This window comes from Paracoccus sphaerophysae (assembly GCF_000763805.1).
Lineage (GTDB): Bacteria > Pseudomonadota > Alphaproteobacteria > Rhodobacterales > Rhodobacteraceae > Paracoccus > Paracoccus sphaerophysae.
In genome coordinates this window covers 108,329-125,780 of sequence record NZ_JRKS01000001.1, presented here as the reverse complement: position 1 = coordinate 125,780, position 17,452 = coordinate 108,329, and the positions used below count along the sequence as shown (strand labels likewise).

Annotated in this window: 14 protein-coding genes and 1 tRNA gene; 6 read left to right on the top strand and 9 right to left on the bottom strand. The window is 68.8% G+C overall.

The window, feature by feature from the left end:
- From tmk to IC63_RS00645, 5 genes are read left to right on the top strand one after another with little or no spacing between them, the layout of a single operon-like run.
- A complete protein-coding gene (gene tmk / locus IC63_RS00665) occupies nucleotides 1-615 on the top strand; it encodes a dTMP kinase (protein WP_036715960.1) in 615 nt (204 codons plus the stop codon).
- The gene (locus tag IC63_RS00660) at nucleotides 612-1,715 is read left to right on the top strand and encodes a DNA polymerase III subunit delta' (protein ID WP_036715958.1); all 1,104 of its coding nucleotides are present in this window, start codon (nucleotides 612-614) and stop codon (nucleotides 1,713-1,715) included. Before tmk ends, IC63_RS00660 begins: the two co-directional genes overlap by 4 nt.
- 18 nt (nucleotides 1,716-1,733) lie before the next feature.
- Nucleotides 1,734-2,570: a TatD family hydrolase gene (locus IC63_RS00655; RefSeq protein ID WP_036715956.1), complete on the top strand. Its 837-nt coding sequence runs from the start codon at nucleotides 1,734-1,736 to the stop codon at nucleotides 2,568-2,570.
- On the top strand, nucleotides 2,567-3,373 hold the full coding sequence (locus tag IC63_RS00650; protein ID WP_036715954.1) for an MBL fold metallo-hydrolase: 807 nt from the start codon (nucleotides 2,567-2,569) through the stop codon (nucleotides 3,371-3,373). The genes IC63_RS00655 and IC63_RS00650 overlap by 4 nt, the downstream gene beginning before the upstream one ends.
- Nucleotides 3,370-4,314, top strand: coding sequence for an AEC family transporter (locus IC63_RS00645; RefSeq protein ID WP_036715952.1), 945 nt, complete (start codon nucleotides 3,370-3,372; stop codon nucleotides 4,312-4,314). The genes IC63_RS00650 and IC63_RS00645 overlap by 4 nt, the downstream gene beginning before the upstream one ends.
- Here the strand turns inward: IC63_RS00645 and IC63_RS00640 are convergent.
- The 7 genes from IC63_RS00640 to IC63_RS00610 form a co-directional block, all read right to left on the bottom strand.
- Nucleotides 4,311-4,865 carry a hemerythrin domain-containing protein gene (locus tag IC63_RS00640; protein ID WP_036715951.1) on the bottom strand — a complete coding sequence of 185 codons (555 nt, stop codon included), beginning with the start codon at nucleotides 4,863-4,865 and terminating at the stop codon, nucleotides 4,311-4,313. The genes IC63_RS00645 and IC63_RS00640 overlap by 4 nt on opposite strands.
- The gene (locus tag IC63_RS00635) at nucleotides 4,862-5,833 is read right to left on the bottom strand and encodes an ABC transporter permease (protein ID WP_036715950.1); all 972 of its coding nucleotides are present in this window, start codon (nucleotides 5,831-5,833) and stop codon (nucleotides 4,862-4,864) included. The genes IC63_RS00640 and IC63_RS00635 overlap by 4 nt, the downstream gene beginning before the upstream one ends.
- Nucleotides 5,834-5,839: 6 nt before the next feature.
- On the bottom strand, nucleotides 5,840-7,117 hold the full coding sequence (locus tag IC63_RS00630; RefSeq protein WP_408633537.1) for an ABC transporter permease: 1,278 nt from the start codon (nucleotides 7,115-7,117) through the stop codon (nucleotides 5,840-5,842).
- 47 nt (nucleotides 7,118-7,164) lie between these two features.
- Nucleotides 7,165-8,325 carry an ABC transporter substrate-binding protein gene (locus IC63_RS00625; RefSeq protein ID WP_084115295.1) on the bottom strand — a complete coding sequence of 387 codons (1,161 nt, stop codon included), beginning with the start codon at nucleotides 8,323-8,325 and terminating at the stop codon, nucleotides 7,165-7,167.
- A 57-nt stretch (nucleotides 8,326-8,382) separates the two neighbouring features.
- Nucleotides 8,383-9,474: an ABC transporter substrate-binding protein gene (locus tag IC63_RS00620; RefSeq protein WP_036715946.1), complete on the bottom strand. Its 1,092-nt coding sequence runs from the start codon at nucleotides 9,472-9,474 to the stop codon at nucleotides 8,383-8,385.
- Nucleotides 9,475-9,568: 94 nt separating this feature from the next.
- Entirely contained in the window at nucleotides 9,569-10,648 is a 1,080-nt protein-coding gene (locus IC63_RS00615) for an ABC transporter substrate-binding protein (protein ID WP_036715945.1), read from the bottom strand.
- Nucleotides 10,649-10,685: 37 nt separating this feature from the next.
- Nucleotides 10,686-11,789, bottom strand: a complete 1,104-nt coding sequence (locus IC63_RS00610; protein ID WP_036715944.1) for an ABC transporter ATP-binding protein — start codon at nucleotides 11,787-11,789, stop codon at nucleotides 10,686-10,688.
- A gap of 188 nt (nucleotides 11,790-11,977) precedes the next feature.
- Here IC63_RS00610 and IC63_RS00605 point away from each other — a divergent pair, with 188 nt between their 5' ends.
- The gene (locus IC63_RS00605; RefSeq protein WP_198026209.1) at nucleotides 11,978-13,549 is read left to right on the top strand and encodes a calcium-binding protein; all 1,572 of its coding nucleotides are present in this window, start codon (nucleotides 11,978-11,980) and stop codon (nucleotides 13,547-13,549) included.
- A 42-nt stretch (nucleotides 13,550-13,591) separates the two neighbouring features.
- On the opposite strand, the gene IC63_RS00600 is transcribed toward IC63_RS00605, so the two are convergent.
- Both IC63_RS00600 and metH read right to left on the bottom strand, forming a co-directional pair.
- Nucleotides 13,592-13,678 (bottom strand) — tRNA-Leu (locus IC63_RS00600).
- Nucleotides 13,679-13,727: 49 nt separating this feature from the next.
- Nucleotides 13,728-17,447, bottom strand: coding sequence for a methionine synthase (gene metH, locus IC63_RS00595; RefSeq protein ID WP_036715939.1), 3,720 nt, complete (start codon nucleotides 17,445-17,447; stop codon nucleotides 13,728-13,730).
- Nucleotides 17,448-17,452: the final 5 nt, after the last annotated feature.

The following is a 17,452-nucleotide window of genomic DNA, read 5'->3' as shown; positions in this document are numbered from 1 at the left end:
GTGTTCATCAGCCTCGAGGGCATCGACGGGTCCGGCAAGTCCACCCAGGCCCGGATGCTGGCCGACGCCCTGCGCGCCGAGGGGCGCGAGGTCGTCCTGACCCGCGAGCCCGGGGGCTCTCCCGGGGCGGAGGAGATCCGCCACCTGCTGGTCGATGGCCGCGCCGACCGCTGGTCCGCGGAAACCGAGCTCTTGCTGTTCACCGCCGCTCGCCGCGACCATCTGGAGCGGACCGTCCGCCCGGCGCTTGACCGCGGCGCCTGGGTGGTGACCGACCGGTTCGCCGATTCGACCCGCGTCTATCAGGGCGCGACCCGCGGCGATCTGCGCGGCCGCGTCGATGCGCTGCACCGGCTGATGATCGGTGTCGAGCCGGACCGGACGCTGGTGATCGACCTCGACCCGGCCGAGGCGCTGGCCCGGACGACCCGGCGCCACGCCGCGCCCGCGACGGCGGCCCCCGAGGATCGCTTCGAAACGATGGGCCTGCCCTTCCAGACCCGGCTCCGCGCCGGCTTCGCCGCACTCGCCTCGGCCCATCCCGACCGCATCCGCCTGATCGACGGCCGCGGCAGCGCCGAGGATGTCGCCGCCCGCGTCCGGGCCGCGCTGTGAGCGCCGCCGAGACCGACCCGCCCGTCGAATCCGACCGCGTCCCCGGCGCGCCGCATCCGCGCGAGACCCCGCGCGTCATCGGCCAGGATGCCGCGATCGGCAGCTTCATGGCCGCCGCCGACTCGGGCCGGCTGCCCCACGGCTGGCTCATCACCGGCCCGCGCGGTACCGGCAAGGCGACACTAGCCTGGGCCATCGCGCGCTGGCTGATCGCGGGCGAGGGCGGCGGGCTGGACCTGCCCCCCGACCACCCCGTCGCGCGGCGGATGCGGGCGCTGGCCGAGCCGCGGCTGCATCTCGTGCGGCGCAGCGTGGACGACAAGACCGGCCGGCTGCGGGCCGAGATCGTCGTCGACGACATCCGCCGGCTGCTGTCCTTCTTCCATCTCAGCGCCGCCGAGGGTGGGCGCCGCGTCGCGATCATCGACGCGGCCGACGACATGAACACCGCCGCCGCCAATGCCGTTCTGAAGATGCTGGAGGAGCCGCCGCGCGACGCCGTGCTGCTGCTGATCGCGCATCAGCCGGCGCGGCTGCTGCCGACGATCCGGTCGCGCTGCCGCGAATTGCGGCTGGCGCCGCTGTCGCCCGACGACATGGCCGCGGCGCTGGCCCCGCTCGACGCGCCCGGCGATCCGGCGCGGCTGGCGGCGCTTGCCGGCGGCTCGGTGGGCGAGGCGCTCCGTCTGGCCGGGCAGGACGGGCTCGACCGCTATGCCGATCTGGTGGCGCTGTTCGCCACCCTGCCCCGGATGGACCGGTTGCGCGCCGCGGCGCTTGCCGACGCGGCCGCCGGACGGCCCGGCCCCGACGGCGACCCGTTCGACCTGACGATGACGCTGCTCGACCGCCTCCTCACCCGCGCCGCGCGCACCGGGCTGATGGGTCCGCCCTTGCCCGAGGCCGCCCCGGGCGAGGCCGAATTGCTGACCCGCCTGTCGCCCGACGAGGCCGCCGCCCGCCACTGGGCCGCCGCCCAGGCCGAGCTGTCCGCCCGCGCCCGCCGCGGCCGGGCGGTCAACCTTGACCCTGCGGCGCTGGTGATGGATATGCTCCTGACCCTCGCGCAGGGGCCCGGCGCCCCGGATGCCCGCGACTGATCCGCCGGGAATGATCCAATGACCGAAGCCCCCTCCGATCCGATGCTGCCCCTGCTGGTGGACAGCCACTGCCACCTGGATTTCCCCGATTTCCAGGGCCAGGTGCCCGATCTCGTCACGCGCGCCCGGGCCGTCGGTGTCACCCGCATGGTCACCATCTGCACCCGGCTGCGGCAGGAACCGCAGGTCAGGGCGATTGCCGAGGCGCATGCCGGCGTATTTTACGCCGCCGGCACCCACCCGATGCAGGCCGCCGAGGAACCGATGGCGACGGTCGACCAGCTGGTCGCCCTGTCCGCGCATCCGAAATTCGTCGGCATCGGCGAGACCGGGCTGGATTACCACTATACCGCAGACAGCGCGGCGGTGCAGAAGGACAGCCTCGCCGTCCATATCGAGGCCGCGCGGCAGACCGGCCTGCCGCTGATCATCCATTCCCGCGATGCCGATGACGACATGGCCGCGATCCTGACGCGCGAACACGCGGCCGGGCCGTTCTCCTGCGTGATGCACTGCTACACGTCGGGTCAGGCGCTGGCGCGCACGGCGCTTGACCTGGACTTCTATCTCTCGATGTCCGGGATCGCCGCCTTCCGGCGCTCGACCGAGCTGCGCGAGATCTTCGCGGGCGCGCCGCGCGACCGCATCCTGGTCGAAACCGACGCCCCGTTCCTCGCCCCGCCCCCGTATCGCGGCAAGCGCAACGAGCCCGCCTATGTTGCCCACACCGCCCGTGTCGGGGCCGAGCTGTTCGGGATGAGCCAGGCGGACTTCGCCGCCCTGACCAGCGCCAATTTCGACCGGCTGTTCGCCAAGGCGGCGGGCGCCCCGGCGGCCCGAGCGGCAGCGGGATGATCCGCGCCGTCGTCCTCGGCTGCGGGTCGTCGGGGGGCGTGCCGCGGCTGGGCGGCCACTGGGGCGACTGCGATCCGGCCAACCCGAAGAACCGCCGCCGCCGCTGTTCGCTGCTGGTGGAACGGAGCTCGGACGCCGGCACCACCCGCGCGTTGATCGACACCGGGCCGGACCTGGTGCCGCAGCTGACCGATGCGGGGGTGGGGCTGCTGGATGGGGTGGTCTGGACCCATCCCCATGCCGATCACCTGCACGGCATCGACGACCTGCGCCAGATCGTCCACAACCGCCGCGCGATGCTGCCGGGCTGGGCCGATGCGCCCACGACCGAGGCGCTGCTGACCCGCTTTGGCTATGTGTTCGAGACGCCGCCGGGATCGGCCTACCCCCCGATCGTGGCGCTGAATCGGATCGAGCGGCCGTTCCTCATCGAGGGCCGGGGCGGCGCGCTGCGCTTTACCCCGTTCACGGTCGATCACGGCGGCACCCCGGCGCTGGGGTTCCGGATCGCCGCCGACGAAGCACCGGCGCCGGCGCTGGTCTATCTGCCCGACGTGCTGGCGATCCCCGACGCCGCCTGGCCCGCGATTATGGATGCCGAGGTCTTCGTCTGCGACGCGCTGCGCCGCACGCCGCATCCCAGCCACGCCCATCTGGCCCTGACGCTCGACTGGATCGCGCGCTCGCGGACGCGCCGGGGCATCATCACCAACATGCATATCGATCTGGATCACGACGCGGTCATGGCCGAGACGCCTGACAACGTCGTCCCCGCCTTCGACGGGATGGAGATCCTGCTGTGAGCGCGCTCTTCGACGTCATCCTGCCGGTCTTCCTGGTGATCGGCTTCGGCTATGTCGTCGCCTGGCGCGGGCTGTTCGCGCCCGCCGGTGTCGACGGGCTGCAGCGCTATGCGCAGAATTTCGGCGTGCCGGTGCTGCTGTTCAAGTCGATGTCGGCGCTGGACCTGTCGGCCGAATTCAACCCGGTCCTGCTGGTCTCGTTCTATGCCGGCGCCATCGCCTCGTTTCTCGTCGGCTGGTTCGTCGCCCGCCGCGTGATCGGCCGCAGCCCCGAGGATGCGGTCGCCATCGCCTTCGCCTGCCTGTTCTCGAACTCGCTGCTGCTGGGCATCCCGATCATGGAACGCGCCTATGGCACCCAGGCGCTGGCCGGCAACTTTGCCATCATCGCGCTGCATTCGCCGATGCTCTACACCCTGGGCATCACGGTGATGGAGTTCACGCGCGCCCGCGGCAGCGACCTGTCGGCCGGCCGCGTCGCGCTGCGCGCGCTGAAGGGCGTGCTGAAGACGCCGCTGGTCATTGGAATCCTGTGCGGCATCACCATGAACGTGCTGACCCAGGCCGGGCTGGTGATGCCCGGCGGCTTCTGGGCAGCGGTCGACATGGTCGCGCGGTCGGCCCTGCCAGCCGCGCTGTTCGCGCTGGGGGGTGTGCTGCTGCGCTACAAGCCGCAGGGCGACAGCGCCTCGATCGCGCTGATCTGCGCCTGTTCGCTGATCCTGCATCCGGCGCTGACCTGGGGTCTGGGCAAGACGCTGGGGCTGGACGCCGCCGGCTTGCGCTCGGCCGTGGTCACCGCGTCGATGGCGCCAGGGGTCAACGCCTATCTGTTCGCCAACCTCTACGGCGCGGCGGTGCGGTCGGCGGCGTCGGGCGTGCTGATCGCCACCGCGCTGTCGATCCTCACGATCTGGGGCTGGCTGGCGGCGCTGCCCTAGACCCGCACCTCGTAATAGCCGAGCGCCGGGCCGATCGAGTCCTCCTCATAGCGGAAATGCGACCTCACGGCGGCATCGAGCGCCGCGAAATGCCGCGCGCAGGCGTCGAAGTTCCCCGCCTCCGGGTCGACGGCCAGCGCGTCGGCGGCCCCTGCCAGATCCTCGATCAGCCCATGCAGCATCCGGTGTTCCGCGCGCAGCCGCGTCAGCACCGCGTTCAGCGGCGCGTTGCCCTGCACCTCGAGCTGCGGGTAGAGCCAGCCATCCTCGATCTGGTGGTGGTTGGTGAGCGCCAGGCATTGCTGGCCGCAGGCGGTGCCGAAAAGCGCCAGGTTCTGCGCCATCGGCATCCCCCGCACCGCCGGGGCCAGGTCGCCCGGCGCGGCCAGGCCGGCGCGGATGTCGCCCATCAGCGCACCCACCGCGCCGAGGTCGCGCAGATACCAGCGGTGGATCGCGGCCAGCCCCTTGCTGTTCAGCTCCTGCAGCGGGTCCAGCGCGAACTCCGGCGCGCGGGGCCGGGCGTCGGGATCGTCGATGCCGCCGGTCATGCCGGCGACAGCCCGCGCAGCCTTTCGCTGCGCCGGCGCAACACCTCGACCGTCGCCAGCAGCGCGATGGAGAAGATCACCAGCAGCGTCGCGACCGCCAGGATCGCGGGCGAGATCTGTTCGCGGATCCCGTTCCACATCTGCCGCGGGATGGTCTGCTGGTCGGGGCCGGCGATGAACAGCACCGCGACGACCTCGTCGAACGAGGTGACGAAGGCGAACAGCGCACCCGAGATCACGCCGGGCAGGATCAGCGGCATGGTGATCCTGAAGAAGGTCCGGCGCGGGTTGGCGCCCAGCGAGGCCGCGGCCCGGTTCAGCGACTGGTCGAAGCCGATCAGCGTCGCCGTCACGGTGATGATGACGAAGGGAATCCCCAGCGTCGCGTGGGCCAGGATCACCCCCAGATAGGTGTTCGCGAGGCAGCCGGAATTCGACAGCATCGGCGCCAGCAGCCGCCCCAGCCCGCTGCCGGTGTTCACGCAAGCCGAGGAGTAGAAGAAGAACATCCCCGTCGCGGTGATGATGATCGGCACGATCATCGGAGAGATCAGGATCGCCATGATGATCCGCCGGAACGGCATTTCCGGCCGCGACAGCCCCAGCGCCGCCAGCGTCCCCAGCACGGTGGCGAGGATGGTCGAGAAGAACCCGACGATCAGCGAGTTCTTGGCCGCGTTGACCCACTTGGCGTTATGCCACGCATCCGCCCACCAGCTGGCATCCCGCGGCGCGTCGGCCCGCGACATGCCGAAGGTCAGCAGCGTGTCGTACCAGCGCATCGAATAGCCGTCGGGATCGAAGGACAGCATCTTCTCGGGGAAGGTGAAATACGGCTCGGCGTTGAAGGACAGCGGGATCACCACGATAATCGGCGCGATCAGGAAGACGAAGATCGCCACGCACAGCGCGATGTAGGTCCAGTGCCAGACACGTTCCAACGGAGAGGCATAGGTGGGCAGCGCCATGTCGGATCACCCCAGCTTGAGATTGTCGATCCCGACCAGCCGGTCGTAGATCCAGTACAGCACCAGGACCGCGCCCAGCAGGATCGCCGCCAGCGCGGCCGCCATCGACCAGTTCAGCGTCTCGGTCATGTGCATCGCGATCATGTTCGAAATCAGCTGCCCGGTGGACCCGCCGACCAGCGCCGGGGTGATGTAGTAGCCCACGGCGAGGATGAAGACCAACAGCGCTCCTGCCCCCAGCCCCGGCAGGGTCAGCGGGAAATACACCCTCCGGAACGCGGTCCACGAGGTCGCGCCCAGCGACCGCGCGGCGCGGACATAGCTGGGGTTGATGGTCCGCATCACCGAATACAGCGGCAGGATCATGAACGGCAGCAGGATATGGGTCATCGCGATGATCGTGCCCATCTGGTTATAGATCATCTGCAGCCGGCCGTTGCTGTCGATGATCCCCAGCCAGACGAGGATGTCGTTGATCACCCCCTGCTGTTGCAGCAGCACCATCCACGCCGTCGTCCGCACCAGCAGCGAGGTCCAGAACGGCAGCAGCACCAGGATCATCAGCAGGTTCGACTTGCGCGCCGGCAGCGTCGCCAGCAGATGCGCGATGGGGAATCCCAGCAGGAAGGTGGTGAAGGTGATCAGCAGCGACAGCAGCAGCGTTCGCTTGAACAGCATCACATAGACCTGCTGGCGTTCCGGGGCCATCACCACCTTCCCTTGGTCGTCGCGGGTCCGGTCCAGCGCGGCAAGGTAGAAGTTCGAGGTATAGGCCGTCGAGGCGTTGCGCATCGCCCGCCACAGTTGCGGATCGCCCCACTTGGGGTCGGCCTCCACCAGCGCCGCCTGATAGGGCGGCTGAAACCCGGACTTGGCCTTGCGACCGGTCGAGGTGAACAGCGACCGCGTCCCCGGCACGTCATAGTTGATGCGGGTGCCGACGATGCCGATGGTGCGGTCGTCCGCCGCGGTCTTCAGGTCGGCGGCGAGCGCGGCGAAGGCGGTCTCGTCGGGCTGTGTGCCGGGCGGGTTCTCGTGAAACCAGGCCGAGACCTGCGGCATGTGGGCCGCAAAGCCGTCATTGTACATCGAGCGGTGCAGCATCTGCCCGATCGGGATCACGAAGGTGATGATGACGAAGGCCAGCAGCGGCAGCACCAGCAAGAACGCCCGCCGGCGCGCCCGCGCCTGGCTACGCGCGAGCGCCCGGGCCAGCGGCCGCCCGTCGGCGGTGGTCAGCGGCGCGGCCGTGACGTCCGGCGCGGCGCCCGAGGCGCCGGCCACGACTGCGGCATGTGGATCAAGAGCGGCCATCGGCGGCTTCCTTTCCGTCACTCGGCGGCCAGCCACGCGGCGAAGCGTTCGCGCAGCTGGGTTTCGTGTTCGGCCCAGAATACCGGGTCGACGGTGAGGGCGTTCTTCATGTTGTCCGGCACGGTCGGCAGATGCGGCGCCATGGCGGGCTTGCCGGCTGCGGCAAAGCCGTCGACCAGCGCCTGCGCCGACAGGCGGGGCGGGCCATAGGGCAATTCGGCCGCGAACCGCGCCAGTTCCTGGGGCGAGGTCGAATGGGCGACGAAGTCCCGGGCCAGATCGGCGCGGGGGGCGCCCTTGGGGATCACCCAGCCCTCGATCTCGTTGATCTGGCCGTCCCACAGGATCGCCAGCGGCAGCTTGTCGACCTGCGCGGCCTTGAAGACGCGGCCGTTATAGGCGTGCGCCATCGTTACCTCGCCATCGGCCAGCAGCTGGATGGGCTGGGCGCCCGCCTCCCACCAGATCGTCTGGTCCTTGATCGTGTCCAGCCGGGCAAAGGCGCGTTCCACCCCCTCGGGCGTGGCCAGCACCTGATAGACCTCGGTCGGGGGCACGCCATCGGCCAGCAACGCCAGTTCCAGCGTGAATTGCGGGGTCCGCCCCAGCCCGCGCCGGCCCGGGAACCGCTCGAGATCGAAAAAATCGGCCGCCGTCTGCGGCGGGGCGCCGGCGCCGGTCCGGTAGGCGATCACGGTGGCATAGATGTCGGTCGGGACGAAGCAGTCCGACAGCGTGCCGGGCCAGAAATCCTGCGCCGCCGGCTGGCCGTCGGCGCCCGGGGCGAGCGTCGCGGGGTCGATCGGCAGCACGTCGCCTTCGTCGCACAGCCGCATCGCCGCGCCCTGCCCGACGCTGGCCACGTCGGTGGTGACGTTGCCCGCCTCGACCTGCGTCTTGACCACCCCGGCCGGATCGTCCGAATCGGCAAAGCGCACCTCGACCGCTCTCGCCGCGGTAAAGGACCGCGCCATCGTCGCGGCCTGCGCGGCCGAGAAATCGCCGCCCCAGGACAGCACCTGCACCACCGGCGCGTCGCCTGGCGCGGCGTCCGTGGCGGCGGTCCGGGCGGGCGCGGTCTGGGCGGGGACGGTCTGGGCAGGGACGGCCTGGTCAGGCGCGGTCTGGGCCAGCGCCGGGGCGGCCAGCAGGGTCAGCAGGATCAGGGGGCGGATCATCGGTCTTGCGCTTCCTGGTTGGGCCGGGGCAAGCACGCTCGCCCCGGCCGAGTGTGTTCAGCTGGCAAGCCAGGCGTTGAAACGCTCGGTCAGTTCGGTGCCGTGGTCGGCCCAGAAGCTGGCGTCGTTCACCATCCCCTTTTCGGCGTTTGCCGGCGTCGAGGGCAGATAGGGCGCCATGTCGGTGGTGCCGTCCTTGTACTTGCCGACGCTCGCCTGCGCCGACTTGCGCGACGGGCCATAGGCGATCAGGCTGGACATCACCGCCTGCCGGGCCGGGTCCGAGGCGAAAGCGATGAACTTCATCGCCGTGTCCTTGCCGGGCGCGCCCTTGGGGATCACCCAGTAATCCATGTCCAGGTTCACGCCGTCCCAGACAAAGCCGAAGTTCTTGCCCTCACCCACGATGGCGTCAAAGATCCGGCCGTTATAGGCCAGCGTCATGCTGACTTCCTTGTCGGCCAGCAGCTGCGGGGCCTGGGCGCCGGCTTCCCACCAGACGACGTCGCCCTTGATCGCGTCGAGCTTCTTGAAGGCCCGGTCGACGCCCTCTGGGGTGGACAGCACGTCATAGACGTCGGCCGCCGAAACCCCGTCGGCCAGCAGCGCGAATTCCAGCGCGTATTTCGGCCGCTTGATGATCCCGCGCTTGCCGGGGAACTTGGCAGTGTCGAAGAAATCCGCGACCGTCTGCGGGGCGCCGTTCGGGAAGGCGTCCTTGTCATAGGCGATGACGGTGGACCAGACCATGATCGCGGTGCCGCACTCGTTGAGCGCGCTCGGCAGATAGTCGTCGGCCGCGGCCGAGCCGTCCGCGCCCTTGGCCAGCGCCGCCGGATCGATCGGCTCGATCAGCCCCTCGTCGCACAGCCGGATGACGTCGGACTGTTCGACCTCATAGATGTCGCTGGTGATGTTGCCGGCCTCGACCTCGGCCTTGAGCTTGGCCGGCGGGTCGCTGGCGTCCAGCACGGTCGCCTCGATGCCGGTCGCCTCGGTGAACGGCTTGACATAGGCCTCCTCGACCGTCCTGGCGAAGGCGCCGCCATAGGTGGTGACGTTCAGCGGCCCCTCGGCCATCGAGGGGGCCGCGATCAGCGTCGGCGCGGCGGCCAGCGCAAGAGCCGTGCCGATCAGTCTGTTTCTCATGATATCCCTTCCCATCGGGGCCGCCGGGATCGGCAGCCCATGTTCGCCCGCCGCGCCCGGATCACGAGGCGCGGCGAGCCGTTTCCAAGCCGTGTCAGCCGGCCAGCCAGGCGTTGAAGCGCTCGGACAGTTCGCCGTCATGGTCGACCCAGAAATCCAGGTTCGAGCTGAGGCCCTTGCTCAGGTTCGCCGGGTCGGTCGGCAGGTGCGGACCCATCGGCTGGTCCTTGCCGGCGATGTTGCCGACCAGGCCCGCGGCCGACTTGCGCGGCGGACCATAGCTGATCTGCTCGGCGGCCTTGGCCAGCTGCGGCGGTTCGGTGGTAAACGCGATATACTGCATCGCGTTGTCCTTGTTCGGCGCGCCCTTCGGCACCACCCAGCCTTCCATCTCGTAGATCTGGCCGTCCCAGATGATCTTGAACGGTTTGCCCTCGCCCACGGCGGCGTTGAAGATCCGGCCGTTGAAGGCATAGGCCATCGTCACCTCGCCATCGGCCAGCAGCTGCGGCGGCTGGGCGCCGGCCTCCCACCAGATCACGTCCTTCTTGATCGAATCCAGCTTCTTGAAGGCCCGGTCCACCCCCTCGGGCGTGCCCAGCACTTGGTAGACCTCGGCCGCCGGCACCCCGTCGGCCATCAGCGCCAGTTCCAGGTTGAACTTGGCGCCCTTGCGCATGGTGCGCTTGCCCGGGAACTTGGCGGTGTCGAAGAAATCGGCCGGGGTGGCGGGCTTGGCATCGGCGAACTTGGTGTCGTCATAGGCCAGCACCATCGAATAGACGTCGGTGGCGACGAAGCATTCGGTCACCGCGCCCTCGATGAAGTCGTCCTTGGCGGCCTCGCCGCCCGGGCCGGCGGCCAGGATCGCCGGATCGATCTGCTCCAGCGCGCCCTCGTCGCACAGCCGCACCGCGTCGGCATATTCGACCGAGGCCACGTCGGCGGTCACGTTCCCGGCCTCGACCATCGCCTTGATCGGGGTGGCGGGGTTGTCGGCATCGGTCACGGTGATCTTGATGCCGGTCTTTTCCTCGAACGGCGCGTTATAGGCGACCTTGTGGCTTTCGCCGTAGGCCCCGCCCCAGTCGAGCACGTTCAGGACCTTGTCCTGCGCCGAGGCAGCGCCGGCGAGCACCACCAGCGCCGTGGTCGAGATCAGCAGCTTCTTCATGTCTCTCTCCTGTTGGTCTTGTCGTTGATTGGGTCTGTCAGACCGGGTCGAGCGCCCGGGCATCCTGCGGGTTCCAGCCGATCCGGATATGCTGGCCCGGTTCCAGCCGGGTCTGGCCCAGCGTGTTGCGGAACTTCATCACGAAATCCTCGCTGCCCGCGACCTTCATGCGGGCGCGCAGGATGTCGCCCATGTAGATCACGTCGCGCACCTCGGCGTCGATGGTGTGGGCGCCCTGGGGCATCATCTCGGGCTTGAACTCGACCCGTTCCGGGCGGATCGAGACCAGCGTGTGCTGGCCCGCCTCGCGAACGTTGACGGCGGTGGCGTCAATCAGCTCGCCCGTGGGCAGGCGGACGACGGCGCGGTCGCCGTCCAGCTTCTCGATGGTGCCGGCCAGCTTGTTGTTCTCGCCGATGAAGCCCGCGACAAAGCTGTTCTGCGGCTTTTCATACAGCTCGGACGGCGCCGCCAGCTGCTGGATGCGCCCGTCGTTGAAGACGGCGATGCGGTCCGACATCGTCAGCGCCTCGCCCTGGTCGTGGGTCACATAAACCACGGTGATCCCAAGGCGGTCGTGCAGGGCCTTGATTTCATACTGCATATGCTCGCGCAGCTGCTTGTCCAGCGCGCCCAGCGGTTCGTCCATCAGCACCAGCTTGGGATCGAAGACCAGCGCACGGGCCAGTGCGATCCGCTGCTGCTGGCCGCCCGACAGCTGCGCCGGGCGGCGGTTGCGCAGCTGGCCCATCTGCACCATGTCCAGCGCCCGTGTGATGCGCGAGTCCCGCTCGGCCCGCGACATGCCGCGCACCTCGAGCGGAAAGGCGAGGTTCTCGCCCACCGACATGTGCGGGAACAGCGCATAGTTCTGAAACACCATGCCGATGCCGCGCTTGTGCGGCGGCACGTCGTTGATGTTGCGCCCGTCCAGCCGGATCTCGCCATGGGTCGCGGTCTCGAACCCGGCCAGCATCATCAGGCAGGTGGTCTTGCCCGAGCCCGAGGGGCCGAGCATGGTCAGGAACTCTCCCTTTCCGATCGAGAGGTTGAGGTCCTTCACGACCAGCGTCTGGCCATCATAGCTTTTCTGGACGTGGTCGAAGACGACAAAGCCGTCGGTCGCTGCGGGCACGGACAAGGTTCGGCTACTCCGATGGGCTGACGGGCACAGACTAGTCACCCCGACGGGGCGGTCGCAATGCTGAATCTCGCGCCGTCCCCGGCCGTCGCGCTTTGCAACCTCGGCGCGATCGTTGCATCGATTCTCTTGCTCTGGCTGCAGGATCGTTCATGGTGCGGCAGATGCCAGCCAAGGAGGTCAGGTCCATGCCCGTTACGACCGACGGTTACGCCAGCGTCCGCGGAGATATCCAGCCGGGCGAGAACCCCGTCGTCACGCTGACGTTCTGGCGGGAAAACCCCTATATCCGCTGGTGGGTCGGCCATGACGGAACCGCTGTCGGGCATGGCGCCGTCTATGAGCGGCTGGGGATCGTGAACGTGTCCAGCACCGGGCCGGTGCCGATGCAGCTGGTCGTCGTCAGCCCGCAGGGGCAGATCCACGGATCGGACGGCAACGAACATATCCGCCTCGCCGATCGCCCGGGCGAACGGGGGGCGCATTTCCGCGGCAATCTTGGCAACGACACGCTGATCGGTGCGTCTGCGGACGACCTGCTATTCGGCGATGGTCAGGACGATGTCCTGCATGGGGGCGAGGGCGACGACGCACTCGACGGCGGTAACGGCAACGATCTGATCCTGGGCGAGAACGGCAGCGACAACCTGGTCCCCGGCGCCGGCAACGATACCGTCGATGGCGGCGTGGGCTTCGACACGGTGAGGTATGCCTTGCGCTACGATCAGCTGATCCTCGCGCAGCAGGGCGACCGGCTGCGCGTCGCCGGTGAAGGCACCGACCAGCTGACCGGTGTCGAGATCATCCAGACCAGCGACCGGACCGTGTATGTTGGCTCGGGCTGGCTGAGCGAGGCGGTGATGGACGGCGATACGCTGCGGGTCACGGCGACGCCGACCCGGCTGGTCAGCGCGATCGGGATCACGACGGATGCGGCGACCGGCGAGGCGCGGATCAGCGACGGGCTGACCTACTGGCGCACCGGCGATCTGGTCGTCGACGCCACCGGGGCCACCACGCTGGACCTGTCCGGGCTGACGGTGATCGGGGGATACAGCTACCAGACTGCCGTCAGCGTGACATGGACCCTGGGCGGCCTGAAGCTGATTGGATCGAACCAGAACGACAGCGTCCGGGTGACCGGGGCCGACAGCACGCTGCGCGGCGGCCTCGGCAACGACAATCTGCGCGCCGAGGCCGGCGCCAACCTGCTGGACGGAGGCGAGGGCAGTGACACCCTGATTTCGGGTGACGGGGCCGACTCGCTGGACGGCGGCGCGGGCAGCGACGTGCTGATCGCGGCGGGCGGCAACGATTCGCTGCGGGGCGGCGACCACCGCGACACGCTGGAGGCAGGGATCGGCGACGACGGCCTGTGGGGGGATGCGGGGGACGACCTGCTGCGGGGCGGCGCCGGCAACGATTCGATCCAGGGCTGGCTGGGATTTGACACCATCGAGGGCGGCGACGGCGACGACTGGATCAATGGCGAGCAGTTCCGTGACACCATCATGGCCGGTGCCGGGAACGACATGATCCTGAACGGCGGCAATGATGACATCGTCAATGGCGACGCGGGGATCGACACGGTGATCCTGTGGGGGCCGCAATCGCACTGGTCGATCGACCGCCAGCAGGGTCAGGTCGTCGTCTGGAACGAAGTGATCGACGTCTACGGCACCGACAAGCTGATCGGGATCGAGATCCTGCAGTTCTCGGATGGCAGCATCATCGACCTGCGCCTGCCCGAGCCGACCTGAAAAAAAGGCGCCCCGGTGATCTGCCGGGGCGCCTTTTGTTCATGGTGCGGTCGAAAAGACTCGAACTTTCACTCCGGTTAAGGAACAGCGACCTCAACGCTGCGCGTCTACCAATTCCGCCACGACCGCGTTCCGTGACCGCCGTGACATAGCGGCGGGCAGGCTGTTTGAAAAGGGGTTATTCCGCCGCGACCACCCGTCCGGGGATATAGTTCAGCACCGGCGCCAGCCAGCGTTCAGCCTCGGCCAGGGTCATGCCCTTCCGGGCGGCATAGTCGGCGGCCTGGTCGGCCTCGACCTTGGCGACGCCGAAGTAGTAGGCGTCGGGGTGGCCGATATACAGGCCCGACACCGACGAGCCCGGCCACATCGCCATCGACTCGGTCAGTTCCACCCCCGTCGCCTCGGTCGCACCCAGCAGGTCGAACAGGGTGCGCTTCTCGGTGTGGTCGGGCTGCGCGGGATAGCCCGGGGCGGGCCGGATGCCGCGATAGGTTTCGGCCACAAGCTGTTCGTTCGACAGGGTTTCCCCCGGGGCATAGCCCCACAGCTCGCGCCGGACCCGTTCATGCAGCATCTCGGCCATCGCCTCGGCAAAGCGGTCCGACAGCGCCTGCAGCAGGATCGCCGAGAAATCGTCATGCGCGTCCCGGAAACTTTGCGCGCGGGCGGTTTCGTCACCCGCGGTGACGACAAAGCCACCGACCCAATCGGGCAGCCCCTCCGGCGCCACGAAGTCGGCCAGCGCCACGTTCGGCCGGCCGTCGCGCTTGGGCACCTGCTGGCGCAGGGTGTGGAACGTGGCCAAAGGCTGCCTGCGATCGTCGTCCGCCCACAGCCGGATGTCGTCGCCGACCGCATTGGCCGGCCAGAACCCCACCACCGCGCGGGGCGCCAGCCAGTTTTCGGCGATGATCCGGTCCAGCATCGCCTGCGCATCGGCGAACAGCGCCCGCGCCGCCTCGCCCTGCGCCGGGTCGTCCAGCAGCTTGGGATAGACGCCCTTCATCTCCCAGGTCTGGAAGAAGGGCGTCCAGTCGATATAGCGGGCGATCTCGGCCAGGTCCCAGTCGCCCACCACACGGGGGCCGGTGAATTGCGGCCGGGTCGCCTGATAGGCGGACCAGTCGAGCCGCACCGCGTTGGCGCGGGCTGCCTCCAGCGACAGGCGGTCGCGATCGCCCTTGCCACGGGCGTGGCGTTCGGCAACCTCCTCGTATTCGGACCGCAGCTTGCTGATATAGCTCAGCTTTTCGTCGCCCAGAAGGTTCGACACGACACCCACCGCGCGGCTGGCGTCGGTGACATAGACCGTCTGCCCGGCCCGGTAGCGCGGGTTGATCTTGACCGCCGTATGCACCCGGCTGGTCGTCGCGCCGCCGATCAGCAGCGGAATGTCGAAGCCCTCCCGCTCCATCTCGGAGGCCACGTGGACCATCTCGTCCAGCGAAGGGGTGATGAGGCCCGACAGCCCGATCGCGTCGACCCTTTCGGCCCGCGCGGTTTCCAGGATCTTGGTCGCCGGGACCATCACGCCGAGGTCGATGATCTCGTAGTTGTTGCAGGCCAGGACGACGCCCACGATGTTCTTGCCGATGTCGTGGACGTCACCTTTCACGGTTGCCATCAATATCTTGCCGGCAGAACTTGATCCGCCTTCGGACTTTTCGGCCTCCATGTAGGGCAGCAGGTGCGCGACGGCCTGCTTCATCACCCGGGCCGATTTCACCACCTGCGGCAGAAACATCTTGCCCGCCCCGAACAGGTCGCCGACCACGTTCATGCCCGACATCAGCGGGCCTTCGATGACGTGCAGGGGACGCACGGCGGCCAGCCGCGCCTCTTCGGTGTCCTCGACGATATACTCGGTGATGCCGTTGACCAGCGCGTGTTCCAGCCGCTTGTCCACCGGCCAGTCGCGCCAGCGCAGGTCCTTTTCGCGGGCCCTGGTCCCACCCTCGCCCTTGAACCGCTCGGCCAGGTCCAGCAGCCGCTCGGTGCCCTCGGCACGGCGGTTCAGGACCACGTCCTCGCAGGCCTCGCGCAGCGCCGGGTCGATCTGGTCATAGACGGTCAGCTGGCCGGCGTTGACGATGCCCATGTCCATCCCGGCCTGGATGGCGTGATACAGGAACACCGCGTGCATCGCCTCGCGCACCGGCTCGTTGCCGCGGAAGCTGAAGCTGAGGTTCGACACCCCGCCCGAGACGTGGACATGCGGCAGCGACTGGGTAATCCGGCGGGTCGCGCCGATGAAGTCGTTGCCGTAATTGTCGTGCTCTTCGATCCCGGTCGCCACGGCGAAGATGTTGGGGTCGAAGATGATGTCCTCGGGCGGGAAGCCGGCGCCGGTCAGCAGCTCGTAGGCGCGGGTGCAGATCTCGACCTTGCGGTTCTCGGTATCGGCCTGGCCGGTCTCGTCGAAGGCCATCACCACGACCGCGGCGCCGTAAAGCCGGCACAGCCGGGCCTGTTCCATGAACGCCGCCTCGCCCTCTTTCAGCGAGATCGAGTTCACCACCGGCTTGCCCTGCAAGCATTTCAGCCCGGCCTCGATCACCTCCCACTTGGAGCTGTCGATCATCACCGGCACCCGGGCGATGTCGGGTTCGGCGGCGATCAGGTTCAGGAAAGTGGTCATGGCGGCGACCGAATCGATCAGCCCCTCGTCCATGTTGATGTCGATGATCTGGGCGCCGTTGTCGACCTGGTCGCGGGCCACGTCCAGCGCGGCGGGAAAGTCGCCCGCGGTGATCAGCTTGCGAAACCGGGCCGAGCCGGTGACGTTGGTGCGCTCGCCCACGTTCACGAAGGGGATGTCGGCGGTCTTGACGAAGGGCTCGAGCCCCGACAGCCGCAGCAAGGGCGCGATCTCCGGCACCTGGCGCGGCGCCTTGCCGGCCACGATGGCAGCGATTTCGGCGATGTGGTCGGGGGTCGAGCCGCAGCAGCCGCCGACCACGTTGACCAGCCCCTCGTCGGCGAAGCCCGCGATCTGGGCGGCCATCGCGGCGGGGGATTCGTCGTATTCGCCCATCTCGTTGGGCAGCCCGGCATTGGGATAGGCGCAGATCAGCGTGTCCGACACCGCCGACAGCTCCGCCAGGTGCGGGCGCATGGCGTTCGCCCCCAGCGCGCAGTTCAGCCCGATGGTCAGCGGGCGCGCGTGACGGACCGAGTGCCAGAACGCCGTCGGCGTCTGCCCCGACAGCGTCCGCCCCGACAGGTCGGTGATCGTGCCCGAGATCATCACCGGCAAGCGCAGCCCGGTCTTGGCGAACACCTCCTCGGCGGCGAAGATCGCGGCCTTGGCGTTCAGCGTGTCGAAGATCGTCTCGATCAGGATCAGGTCGGCGCCCCCGGCGACGAGCCCCTGGATCTGTTCGGTATAGGCCAGCCGCAGGTCGTCGAAGCTGACCGCGCGGAAGCCGGGGTTGTTGACGTCGGGGCTGATCGAGGCGGTGCGGTTGGTCGGCCCCAGCGCCCCGGCGACCCAGCGCGGGCGGCCGTCCTGGGCGGTCGCCTTGTCCAGCGCCTGCCGGGCCAGCCGCGCGCCCTCGCGGTTCAGGTCGAAGACCCGCGCCTGCATCCCGTAATCGGCCTGGGCGATGGAGGTCGAGGAAAACGTGTTGGTTTCGACGATATCCGCCCCGGCCAGCGCATAGCGCAGGTGAATCGCCTCGATCGCCTGCGGCTGGGTCAGGTTCAGCAGGTCGTTGTTGCCCTGCTGCGGATGGTCGCTGTCGATCCGGGCGGCCAGCGCCCCGCCATGACCCAGGAAATCGCCCTCGCCCAGCCCGAGCTGCTGGATCTGGGTCCCCATCGCGCCGTCGAGGATCAGGATTCGCTGCCGCGCGGCCTGACGGATGGCGTCGAAAGCGGGCGAAAGGCGGGACATGGGGA